Source organism: Kitasatospora sp. MBT63 (assembly GCF_000710465.2).
GTDB lineage: Bacteria > Actinomycetota > Actinomycetes > Streptomycetales > Streptomycetaceae > Kitasatospora.
This window is the reverse complement of record NZ_JAIZ01000003.1, coordinates 1-10,919: the sequence shown is the minus strand read 5'-3', so window position 1 is coordinate 10,919 and position 10,919 is coordinate 1. Positions and strand designations below refer to the sequence as shown.

The following is a 10,919-nucleotide window of genomic DNA, read 5'->3' as shown; positions in this document are numbered from 1 at the left end:
GACCCCCGCCCGCCCACCGGCCACGACGGCGGACCGCAGACCGACGCTCCGGCCCCCGCCACCGGCCGGGCCGCCGCCGGCGTCCAGGGGGTCGGCAAGCGGTTCGGGTCGGTGCAGGCCCTGACCGGCGTCACCCTGGACTTCCCCGCCGGCCGGGTCACCGCGCTGATGGGCGAGAACGGCGCCGGGAAGTCCACCCTGCTGAAGATCCTCAGCGGCGACCACCAGCCGACGGAGGGTCACGTCCTGATCGACGGGACCCCGGTGGACCTGCGTTCACCCGCCGAGGCCAGGGCCGCCGGAATCCGGATCATCCCGCAGGAACCCGAGATCATCCCGCACGTCTCGGTCGCCGAGAACGTCTACGCCGGCGCGCTGCCGCGCCGGGCCGGCCGCCGGCTGGACCGCGCCGAACTGCGCCGCCGCATCACCGCCGACCTCGAGCGGCTCGGCTTCGCCGGCGTCCTCGACCCCGACCTGCCCGGTTCCCGGCTCACCCCCGCCCAGCGCCAACTGGTCGAGATCCTGCGGGCGCTGACCGGCGAGGCCAAGGTGATCGCCTTCGACGAACCGACCTCCTCGCTGTCCGAGCACGAGGTGGAGGCCCTGTTCGCGCTGATCCGGCGCCTGCGCGACCAGGGCATCGCCGTGGTCTACGTCTCGCACCGGATGCAGGAGATCTTCCGGCTCGCCGACCGCATCGCCGTCCTGCGCGACGGCGCACTGGTCGGCGTCCAGGCGGCGAGCGAGACCGACGACGGCGAACTGGTCCGGCTGATGGTCGGCCGCGACCTGTCCGCGATGTTCTCGCGCGAGCACGTCGCCACCGACCGCGTGGTCCTCGACGTGCAGGACCTGACCACCGACCACGTCCGCGACATCACCCTGCAGATCCGGGCCGGTGAAGTCGTCGGCCTGGCCGGGCTGATCGGCGCCGGCCGCTCCGAACTGGCCCTCGCCCTGGCCGGCGACCTGCCCGTGCACTCCGGCACCGTCACCCTGGACGGCGTCCCCCTGCCGTCCGGCCGGCCCGGCGCCGTCATCCGGGCCGGCCTGGGCCTGGCCCCGGAGGAGCGCAAGGCCCAGGCGCTGTTCCTGGACCGCTCTATCCGCGACAACACCTCGCTGGTGGTCCTGGAGCGGCTGCGCCGCCTGCGCTTCGTCCGCCGCACCGCCGAACGCGCGCTCGCCCAGCAGTACGCCGACCGGCTGCGGGTGCGCACCCCGTCCATCGAGCACGAGGTGCGCAAGCTCTCCGGCGGCAACCAGCAGAAGGTCGTCCTCGCCCGCTGGCTCGCCCGCAAACCCAAGGTCCTGATCCTGGACGAGCCCACCCGCGGCATCGACGTCGGCGCCAAGGCCGAGATCTACCAGATCATCGCCGACCTCGCCGAGGAGGGCGTCGCGCTGCTGGTGATCTCCTCCGAGCTGCCCGAGGTGCTCGGCCTCGCCGACCGCGTCGTCGTCATGCAGGGCGGCCGGATCACCGGCGAACTCGATCGCGCCCGGGCCACCGAGGAAGCGATCCTCGCCCTGGCCATGGCCGACGACCTCAGCGCGACCACCCCCGCCCCTGGAGCAGCCTCATGAGCGCCACCACCACCCCGCGGCCCGCCGCGAAGGACCGGCCCGCCGTCCGCACCCGCCCGTCCGCCCTCGCCTCCGTCGGCGGCCAGAACCTCAGCCTGATCGGCGCCCTGGCCGCCGTCCTGGCCCTGTTCGGGATCCTCAACGACAACTATCTCTCCGTGTCGAACATGCAGGTGATCGCCGAGGCCGCCACCATCACCGGCCTGCTCGCCGTCGTCCAGACCGTCGTCATCATCTGCGGCGGCCTCGACATCTCGGTCGGCTCCCAGGCCGGCGTCGCCTCCGTGGTCAGCGCCATGGCCTTCACCTCCGCCGGCGCCAACCCCTTCGCGGGCATGGCCGCCGCCATCGCCGTCGGCCTGCTGATCGGCACCCTCAACGGCCTGGTCATCGTCTACGGCCGGGTCAACCCCACCATCGCCACCCTCGCCGGCCTCGCCGCCTACAAGGGCCTCGCCCAACTCCTGTCCGACGGACGCGCCCAGGGCTACGTCCTCAACGACGACATCTTCGTCTTCCTCGGCCGCGGCAAGATCGCCGGCCTGCCCGTCATGGTCTGGATCCTCATCCTCACCGCACTCGCCGCCCACCTGCTGCTCAAGTACACCGACATCGGCCGCAACCTCTACGCCATCGGCGGCAACGACACCGCCGCCCGCCTCGCCGGCATCAACATCAACAAGTACCTGATCGCCGTCTACGCCCTGATCGGCACCGTGGCCGCCGTCGCCGGCATCCTCCTCACCGCCCGCACCGGCAGCGGCCAGCCCACCTCCGGGAGCGAAGGCCTCGAACTCAAGGCCATAACCGCCGCCGCCCTCGGCGGCGCCGCCCTCAAGGGCGGCAAGGGCGGCATCGGCGGCACCCTGCTCGCCGTCGCCCTGCTCGGCTGCCTGGAGAACGGCCTCACCGTCCAGGGCATCAACGCCTTCTGGCAGAACGTCGCCCAGGGCACCCTGCTGGTCGTCGCCGTCGTCATCCAGCAGCGCCGCAACGGCGAACGCGCCGTCGGCCTCCCCGGCTGACCGCCCCCGGATCCGCGCCGGCTCCCGCGGGCCCCTGCCATGACGGCTCGTCACGGCAGGGGCCCGCGGGGGCTCAGCGGTGCTTGAACTCCTCGACGGCCGCCCGGGCCGCCTCCTGCATCGCCAGGCTGCCGGCGTGCCCGGAGTCCTCGAAGATCTGGAGCCGCGCGTCCGGCCACGCCTTGGCCAGCTCCCACGCCGTCTGCACCGGGCTGCCCATGTCGTGCCGGCCGTGCACCAGCACCGCCGGGATCCCGGCCAGCCGGTGGGCGTCACGCAGCAGTTGGTCCTCCGCCAGCCATGCCCCGTTGCTGAAGAAGTGGGCGCAGATCCGTACGAACGCGATCTGGTCGTCGACCTCGCGGTCGCTGTACATGCCGGGCTGCCCGTTGGGCTCGTCCGAGATGACCGCGTCCTCCCAGGCGAGCCAGTCGGCGGCGGCCTTCTCCCGCACCGCCCGGTCCGGGTTCTCCATCAGCCGGGCGTAGGCCGCCAGCAGGTCACCGTCCCGTTCGCCCGCGGGGACGCCGTCGCGGAACCGGTCCCACGCCTCGGGGTAGAACCTCCCGGCACCGCGGTAGAGCCAGTCGATCTCGGAGCGGCGGGTGGTCGTCACCGCCTGGAGGGTGATCCCGGTGACCCGCGCGGGGTGCTGCTGCGCGTAGGCCAGGATCAGCGTCGCACCCCAGGAGCCGCCGCTGAGCAGCCACTTCTCGATGCCGAGGTGTTCGCGCAGCCGTTCCATGTCGTCGATCAGGTGCTGGGTGGTGTTGAGGCTCATGTCGGCCGCCGGGTCCGCGGCGTGCGGGGTGCTGCGGCCGCAGTTGCGCTGGTCGAAGCGGACGAGCCGGTAGTGCTCCGGGTCCCAGGCCCTGGACGGCCGCCTCGACGCGCCCGACCCCGGGCCGCCGTGGACGGCCAGCGCGGGCTTGCCGCCGGGGTTGCCGAGCTGCTCGTAGTAGACGCGGTTGCCGTCCCCGGTGTCGAGGAATCCACTGTCGTAGGGATCGGTCGGAGGATAGAGATCAACCATGACGGAGGATCCTACGCGGGCACCCGCAGCCGGCCACCGTGATTTTCTCCCGTACCGACTAAGGGTTCTGACGGTCCGTCCGGTGAGGCGTCAGGCGTCGAAGCGCCGGCGCGAGGCGTCGATGTGGCCGACGTACCGGTGGGTCCAGTCGCACAGTCCGTCGATCGTCACCCGCAGGGCCTGACCCGGCCCGGTGAGGGTGTACTCGACCCGCGGCGGTACGACGGGGTGCACCGTGCGCTCGACCAGGCCGTTGCGCTCCAGCATGCGCAGGTTCTGGGTGAGCATCTTGTGGCTGATGCCCTCGATCTCGTCCCGTACCTCGCCGAAGCGCAGGGTCCGCTCCCCCAGGGCCTCGATGATCAGCAGCGCCCATTTGTTGGCGATGTCCGAGAAGATCTCCCGGCCCAGCGAATCCGCCCGCCTCAGGTCCGCCTCATCGGCCGGATCCGTGAGCTTCTTGGTCACCATCTGGTTCCTCGGTCACTGAAAAGTGCGTTCTTCCACGTCGCCGCACACTCTCCTACGGTTCCTGAGTAACCACAAGAGAGCGGAGCGGACGGACATGGCCATCACTCTGGTGAACCCCGGCGGACTGCCGAAGATCGACGCCTACCGGCAGGTGGCGGTCGCCACCGGGTCGAAACTGGTCTTCGTCGCCGGACAGGTCGCCTGCGACGCCGACGGCGCCACGGTCGGCGGCGACGACCTCGCCGCCCAGGTCGAGCAGTGCTACCTCAACATCGGCACCGCCCTGGCCGAGGTCGGCGGCTCCTTCGACGACGTGGCGAAACTGACCGTCCACGTCGTCGACTGGACGCCCGACAAGATGCCCCTGCTGATGGCGGGGGTCACCCGGGCGGCCGCGAGGCTGGGGGTCACCCCGGTCCCCCCGGCCACCCTGCTGGGCGTCGCGGCACTGGACGTGCCCGAGCACCTGGTCGAGGTCGAGGCCACCGCCGTCCTCGACTGACCGGCTGCTCCCCGCCCGGGGCGCCGGGGATCAGAGGCCGTACGCCTCCAGCAGGCGCAGCCACACCTCGCTGACCGTCGGGAACGACGGAACCGCGTGCCACAGCCGCTCCAGCGGCACTTCGCCGACCACGGCGACGGTCGCGGCGTGGATCAGCTCGGCGGCGTCGGGGCCGGTCAGGGTGCAGCCGACGACCACGCCGCGGTCCTCGTCGACGACCAGCTTCGCGCGGCCGCGGTAGCCGTCGGCCTGCAGGGCCGCACCCGCGACGTCGCCGATCCGGTACTCGGCGGTGCGGACCGTCAGGCCGGCCCGGCGGGCCCGCAGTTCGGTGAGGCCGACGGACGCCGCCTCGGGCCGGGTGAAGACCACCTGCGGTACGGCGTCCCGGTCGGACGCCGCCGACCAGGGGCGCCGGCCGGCCGGGAGCGGGGCCTCGCCCGCTGCCGCCCGCCGGGCTATCGCGGCGGCGCAGGCCCGCGCCTGGTACTTCGCCATGTGGGTCAGCGGTGCGCGTCCGTTGACGTCGCCGACGGCGTACAGCCAGCCTCCGGCGACCCCGGCGACCTGGCAGCTGTCGTCCACCTCCAGCCAGGACCCGGGTTCCAGGCCCACGTGTTCCAGGCCGAGGTCGTCCGTGCGGGGCCGCCGGCCGACGGCGACCAGCAGTTCGTCGCCGGTGACGGTGGAGCCGTCGTCCAGTTCGGTGGTGATCCCGCCGTCCGCGCGTTCGGTGCGCACCGCCCGGACGCCGAAGCGGACCGTGACGCCCAGCTCCCGCAGCCCGTCCGCGACCTCCTCCCCGACGTACGGTTCCCAGCCGGCCAGCAGGGCGGAGCCCCGCACCAGCATGGTGACCCGGGAGCCGAGCGAGCTCCAGGCCGTGGCCAGCTCGCAGGCGACGACGCCGCCACCGATGACGGTGAGCCGTTCGGGTACGGCGGCCGCGGCGGTCGCCTCCCGGCTGGTCCACGCCCCGCTCCCGGCCAGCCCCTCGACCGGGGGCAGCGCGGCGGCGCTGCCGGTGGCCAGCACCACCGCCCGGCGGGCCGTCAGGATCCGCCGCCCGCCCGCCGGGTCGCGCACCTCGACCCGGCGTTCGCCGAGCAGCCGGCCCCGCCCGCGGACCAGGTCGATCCCGGCGCCGTCGAGCCAGGCGGCCTGGCCGTCGTCCTTCCAGCCGGAGACGAAGGCGTCCCGGCGGGCGAGGACGGCCGCCGGGTCGGGAGGACCGGACACCGCTTCGCGGGCGCCGGGCACCGAACGCGCCGCATCGAGGGCGGCGCCCGGGCGCAGCAGTGCCTTGCTGGGGATGCACGCCCAGTACGAGCACTCGCCGCCGACCAGTTCGGCCTCGACCACCGCGGCGGTCAGCCCGGCCTTGACGGCCCGGTCGGCGAGCACCTCGCCGGCCGGGCCGGCGCCGATGACCACCACGTCGTAGGCGTCGGCCGTACCCGGGCCGAGGGGCGGCGGGTCCTGCGGTGTCCGGTCGTTCATGGCAACTCCTCGGCAGGGACAGCTGGTCGGGGTTCCGTGGCCGCGCGCCGGGGGCCGCCGTGCGGAGGGCCAGGGTAGCCCGCCGGTGGGCGGCGGCGGCCGGGTGGAGCGGGCCGCGGCCGGGTCGGGCGCGCGGAGCACAGCACCGTGCGCGGTGGGTCAACTCCCGTGCCGGGGAGGCGTCCGGGTGGGGCGGCGGGTGTTCCCGCGGCGGCAACACCGTGTGCGCCCCGGGCACATCCGGCGCCGCGTCGGCCGCCTACGGTGGCGGGGCCGACCCACCGTGGCGCCGCCGCCGGCGCGGGCCCGGGTGGTGTGCGGTCCGCACCTCCTCCACCAGCCGAAACGAGAGCACCGACATGCCTTTCCTGACCGTGGGTGAAGAGAACTCCGCCCCGATCCGCCTCTACTACGAGGACCACGGCACCGGCCGGCCCGTGGTCCTGATCCACGGCTGGCCGCTGAACGCGGCGTCCTGGGAGAAGCAGGCCGCGGCCCTGCTGGACGCCGGCCACCGGGTGATCAGCTATGACCGCCGCGGTTTCGGCCGCTCCGAGCAGCCCGACTCCGGGTACGACTACGACACCCTGGCCGGCGACCTGCACCAGCTGATCTCCCAACTCGACCTGCGGGACGTCTCGTTGGTGGGCTTCTCGATGGGCACCGGCGAGGTGACCCGGTACCTGGGGCGGTACGGGTCCGAGCGGGTCGACCGGGCGGTGCTGCTCGGTGTCGTGCCGCCGTTCCTGCTGTTGACCGAGGACAACCCGTCCGGGGTGGACGGCGCTGTCTTCGCGGGGATCGAGCAGGCCATCGCCGCCGACCGCCCGGCCTTCCTGACCGGCTTCCTGCACGACTTCTACAACGTGGACGTGCTGGGCGGCGACCGGGTCAGCGACCAAGTGGTGCAGTACAGCTGGAACATCGCGGTCGGTGCGTCGGCGCGGGCGACCCTGGCCTGTGTGGCGGCCTGGCGGACCGACTTCCGGGCGGACCTGCCCCGGATCGACGTGCCCACCCTGATCGTGCACGGTGACGCCGACCGGACCCTGCCACTGGAGGCGACCGCGCTCCCGCTGTCGGAGCGGATCGCCGGCGCGAAGCTGGTCGTCCTCCCGGCCGCGCCGCACGGCCTGATCTGGACCCACGCCGCCGAGGTCAACCGCGAACTGCTCGCCTTCCTGGGCTGACCCGACCGGCGCCGGGGGCTCCCCGGGCCCGCCGGCGGCGGGTCAGCCGCCCGTCCGCTCCGGCGGCCCGGCCCGCAGCGCGGCCGCCACCCCCGCGGCCCGTGCGGCCATGCCGGAGGCGGTGTAGATGTCGTGCGCCTCCTCCAGCGCCCGCTGCGCGGCGGCGGGCTCGCCCTCCTGGCGCAGCACCTCGGCGAGCCGTTCCAGGACCAGGCCGCGCAGATAGGGCACCTGGACCCGGGGGCCGGTCGCCAGCGCGGTCCGGTAGGCCGCGGCGGCCTGCGTCCGCTCGCCGAGCGCGAGGTGCGCCGTGCCGATCAGCCGCCAGGTGTTCATCAGCGTGAAGTCCGCGATGTGCGGGGCGGGTGCGGTGTCCGGGTCGGTCACCAGGGTGACGACCCGGCGCAGGGTGGTGAGTGCCTCGGCGGGCCGGCCCAGCTCGCAGAGGGTGTCGGCCTTGGAGATCAGTGCCTGCGGGTGTCCCTCCCGGTCGCCGGCCGCCCGGAACAGTTCGGCCGCCCGGTCGTCGCGCTCGAGCGCGTCCTCGTGCCGCTGCTCGGCGCCGGCGGCCGCGGCGGCGTAGTGCAGGGCCCACGCCTGCTGGACCCGGTCGCCGGACTGCCGGGCCAGTTCCTCCGCCTGGAGTGCGCGCCGCTCGGAGCCCGTCACGTCCCGCAGGCAGGCCCGCAGGGCCCAGGCCAGGTAGTTCAGCTGGATGGCCTCCGCCGCGGTGTCGCCCAGCTCGTGGGCGGCGGCGCGGGCCAGCTCGAAGACCTCGTGCCAGTGCCCCCAGTGCACCCACCAGTCCGAGAACCAGTGCATGGCCTCCGCGACGTCGACCACCAGCCGGTGCCGTCCGGTACGCGCCGCCTCCCGCAGCGCGGCGAACCAGTTGTGGCTCTCCGCCTGCAGCCAGGCCAGCGCCGCGGTCCGGCTGTCCGGGGCGAGGACGCCCACCGGGGTACCGCCGGGCGGGCCGGCGGTGGCAGCCGTCGCATTGACAGCCGTGCCGGTGGCGGGCGCCCGGCCCCCGTCGGGCTCGAACCAGGCGCCGGCGGCGCAGGCCGAGTCCAGCAACCAGCGGCCGGCGCGCTCCCGGGCCGCCGATATCAGCTCGGCCGGTTCCTCGTCGTGCAGGCGCTTCGTCGCGTAGAGCCGGATCAGATCGTGGAAGGCGGCCCGGTCGTCCGTGGTGGGGACGAGCAGGCCCAGTTCGATGAGCTCGTCCAGCATCGGTTCGGTCCGGTGCGCGGGCAGTTCCGCCAGGACCGCGGCCAGCTCGACCCCGAAGTCGGGTCCCTGGACCAGCGCCAGCCGGCGGAACAGCGACCTCTGCGGTCCGGCCAGCTGCTCGTAGGAGAGCGAGAACGCGGTCTGGATGTGGAGATCGCCGGCGGTGAGCCGGTCCAGCCGCAGGTCCTCGGCCGCGAGCCGGTCGGCGAGGTCCCGCACCGTCCACGAGGGGCGGCTGAGCAGCCGGTTCCCGGCGATCCGCAGGGCGAGCGGGAGGTGGCCGCACAGACCGGCGATGTCGGTGAGCGCGGTGCTGTCGGTGCTGTCCGTGCTGTCCGTGCTGTCCGTGAGAACGGTGCTGTCGCGTCCGGCGCCGCCCGCACCGTCCGGGCCGCCGGCGGTGATCGCGGCCAGCAGCTCGGCCGAGGACACGGCGGGGAGCGGACCGAGCCGCAGCCGCCTGGCGTGTTCGATGCCGCTCAGGGCGCGCCGGCTGGTGACCCAGACCTCGGCCCGGCCCCGCCCGGGCAGCAGCGGGCGCAGCTGCCCCTCGTGGGCGACGTTGTCCAGCACCAGCAGGATCCGCCGGTCGCGGACGAGGGCCCGGTACAGGTTCCGCCGCTCGTCGGTGTCGACGGGGATGTCGTTGTCGCCCGTCCCCAGTGCCCTGAGCAGCCGCACCAGGGCCTGGGCCGGTTCGACCGGCCGGGCGTCCAGTCCGCGTAGGTCGAGGAAGAGGCAGCCGTCGCCGTACCGCCCGGCCACCCTGCGGGCGGTCTCCACGGCCAGCGCGGTCTTGCCGACGCCCGGTGGGCCGGAGACGATCGCGACCCGCGGACCGGTGGTGGCCGCACTTCCCCGGGCGAGCCAGTCGGCTTCCTCCTGCCGTCCGACGAAGTCGGCCACGGCGTCGGGGAGTTCGCACAGATTGGGCCCGCTCGAGGCGGTCCGGGCGGCCCGGGCGGAGCGCACCAGGGCGGCGCGGTCGTCCCCGTCCAGGGCGAGGGCGTCGGCCAGCGCCTGCACGGTACGAATCTGGGGGCGCCGGCTGTGGCCCCGTTCCAGGTCGCCGATCGCCCGTGCGCTGACCCCCGATCGCTCGGCGAGTTCCTCCAGGGTGGCGTTCGCCCTGCGCCGGTGACCGCGCAGCAGCGGTCCGAACGGTTCTGTCTGCGGCTGCACCCTTGCTCGCACCCTTTCTTGATCATGACGGGACGGGACGAGCCTACGGTCCGCCGGGCGGGGCGCGTGAACGCGGCGAGGGGGTGCCCCCGCAGCCCGGGCCCCACCGTGACGTCGCGTCAGGCCGGGTCCCGGCGGGCGGCCGCACCGGGCAGCCGCACCGGGCGGCGCCCGGGGTGCCTCCGGGCGGGTGATCCGCGGCCGCAACGGCCGACCCGGACGGGCGTGGCGGGACCGGCCCGGGGACCCGGCCCCCACACTCGAGCTCGGGACCGACCGATCTCCAGGAATGGTGAGACCACAGATGCCCGGTTCAGCAGCCGACCTCCCCCGCGCGGCCCGCCCCGCGCGGCGCCGCTTCCTCCTCGGCGGGGCCTCGGCCCTCGCCGCTCCGCTGCTCGGCGCCGCGCGGGCGTCCGCGGCGCCGAGCAGCATCGCCGACCCGGCGCTGCCCCGGTGCCGGACGGGTTCACGCCGGGCCCGGACGAGGCCCTGCGGTGGCTGGTCGAGGGGAACGAACGCTGGGTCGCCGGGGAACTGCTGCATCCGCACCAGACCGTGGCCCGCCGCCGGGCCGTGGCGGCGGGCCAGCATCCGCTCGCCACGGTGTTCTCGTGCATCGACTCCCGGGTGCCGCCCGAGATCGTGTTCGACCGTGGCGTCGGGGACCTGTTCGTGGTCCGGACGGCGGCCCAGACCAACAACGGGCTGGTCCAGGGCGCGGTCGAGTACGGCGCCGAGGAGGCGGTGACCCCGCTGGTGGTGGTGATGGGCCATCAGCGCTGCGGAGCCGTCACCCTCGCCGTGGAGACGCTGAACAACGGCACCGAGGTACCGGCCCACCTGGTGGAGGTGGTCGAGGCACTGCGGCCCGCGTACGAGGCGGCGCGGCCCCTGCCGGGCGACCAGGTCGACAACACCGTCCACGCGCAGATCCGGCTCACCGCCGACCAGCTGCGCGAGGACCCGCTGCTCGCCCCGCTCGTCGCCGGGCACCGGGTCCGGGTACTGGGTGCCTACTACTCCCTCGACAGCGGCTGCGTGGACTTCCTGCCGTCCTGACGGCGGCACCGGACCACCGCCGTGGGCAGCCGAACGCCGGGCGGCCCGGGCCGGGGCGGGGCGGGGCCGGGTCAGGGCGAGGCGGCCGGGAGGGCCGCCGGTACGGCCGTGCGGTCGCCGGCCGGGCGGCC

9 protein-coding genes are annotated in these 10,919 nt (G+C 74.6%); 5 read left to right on the top strand and 4 right to left on the bottom strand.

The window, feature by feature from the left end; all coding sequences use genetic code 11:
* The first annotated feature begins 111 nt into the window (after positions 1 to 111).
* Positions 112 to 1,590 (top strand): sugar ABC transporter ATP-binding protein, encoded by a 1,479-nt coding sequence (locus AA75_RS00205; RefSeq protein ID WP_033817579.1) that lies wholly within the window; start codon positions 112 to 114, stop codon positions 1,588 to 1,590.
* Positions 1,587 to 2,615: an ABC transporter permease gene (locus AA75_RS00200; RefSeq protein ID WP_033817575.1), complete on the top strand. Its 1,029-nt coding sequence runs from the start codon at positions 1,587 to 1,589 to the stop codon at positions 2,613 to 2,615. The genes AA75_RS00205 and AA75_RS00200 overlap by 4 nt, the downstream gene beginning before the upstream one ends.
* A gap of 73 nt (positions 2,616 to 2,688) precedes the next feature.
* Here the strand turns inward: AA75_RS00200 and pip are convergent, their stop codons facing one another.
* Positions 2,689 to 3,648 carry a prolyl aminopeptidase gene (gene pip, locus AA75_RS00195; RefSeq protein WP_033817574.1) on the bottom strand — a complete coding sequence of 320 codons (960 nt, stop codon included), beginning with the start codon at positions 3,646 to 3,648 and terminating at the stop codon, positions 2,689 to 2,691.
* A 90-nt stretch (positions 3,649 to 3,738) separates the two neighbouring features.
* Positions 3,739 to 4,119, bottom strand: coding sequence for a helix-turn-helix domain-containing protein (locus AA75_RS00190; protein ID WP_033817573.1), 381 nt, complete (start codon positions 4,117 to 4,119; stop codon positions 3,739 to 3,741).
* Between the two features lie 94 nt (positions 4,120 to 4,213).
* On the opposite strand from AA75_RS00190, the gene AA75_RS00185 reads away from it, so the two are divergent.
* A complete protein-coding gene (locus tag AA75_RS00185; RefSeq protein ID WP_033817572.1) occupies positions 4,214 to 4,621 on the top strand; it encodes a RidA family protein in 408 nt (135 codons plus the stop codon).
* Between the two features lie 30 nt (positions 4,622 to 4,651).
* On the opposite strand, the gene AA75_RS00180 is transcribed toward AA75_RS00185, so the two are convergent.
* Positions 4,652 to 6,121: an NAD(P)/FAD-dependent oxidoreductase gene (locus AA75_RS00180; protein WP_051811455.1), complete on the bottom strand. Its 1,470-nt coding sequence runs from the start codon at positions 6,119 to 6,121 to the stop codon at positions 4,652 to 4,654.
* Between the two features lie 359 nt (positions 6,122 to 6,480).
* Between AA75_RS00180 and AA75_RS00175 the strand changes: the two genes are divergently transcribed.
* Complete coding sequence (locus AA75_RS00175; protein WP_033817571.1) at positions 6,481 to 7,311, top strand: alpha/beta fold hydrolase; 831 nt, start codon at positions 6,481 to 6,483, stop codon at positions 7,309 to 7,311.
* 42 nt (positions 7,312 to 7,353) lie between these two features.
* Here the strand turns inward: AA75_RS00175 and AA75_RS00170 are convergent, their stop codons facing one another.
* On the bottom strand, positions 7,354 to 9,726 hold the full coding sequence (locus AA75_RS00170; RefSeq protein WP_051811453.1) for a helix-turn-helix domain-containing protein: 2,373 nt from the start codon (positions 9,724 to 9,726) through the stop codon (positions 7,354 to 7,356).
* Between the two features lie 456 nt (positions 9,727 to 10,182).
* Between AA75_RS00170 and AA75_RS51575 the strand changes: the two genes are divergently transcribed.
* Entirely contained in the window at positions 10,183 to 10,788 is a 606-nt protein-coding gene (locus AA75_RS51575; protein ID WP_051811451.1) for a carbonic anhydrase, read from the top strand.
* The last annotated feature ends 131 nt before the right edge of the window (positions 10,789 to 10,919 follow it).

Excerpts from the sequence above, each read along its gene's own strand:
- AA75_RS00175 (WP_033817571.1), top strand. The coding sequence starts at position 6,481 with ATGCCTTTCCTGACCGTGGGTGAAGAGAACTCCGCCCCGATCCGCCTC.
- AA75_RS00200 (WP_033817575.1), top strand. The coding sequence starts at position 1,587 with ATGAGCGCCACCACCACCCCGCGGCCCGCCGCGAAGGACCGGCCCGCC.
- pip (WP_033817574.1), bottom strand. The coding sequence starts at position 3,648 with ATGGTTGATCTCTATCCTCCGACCGATCCCTACGACAGTGGATTCCTC.
- AA75_RS00190 (WP_033817573.1), bottom strand. The coding sequence starts at position 4,119 with ATGGTGACCAAGAAGCTCACGGATCCGGCCGATGAGGCGGACCTGAGG.
- AA75_RS00185 (WP_033817572.1), top strand. The coding sequence starts at position 4,214 with ATGGCCATCACTCTGGTGAACCCCGGCGGACTGCCGAAGATCGACGCC.
- AA75_RS00180 (WP_051811455.1), bottom strand. The coding sequence starts at position 6,121 with ATGAACGACCGGACACCGCAGGACCCGCCGCCCCTCGGCCCGGGTACG.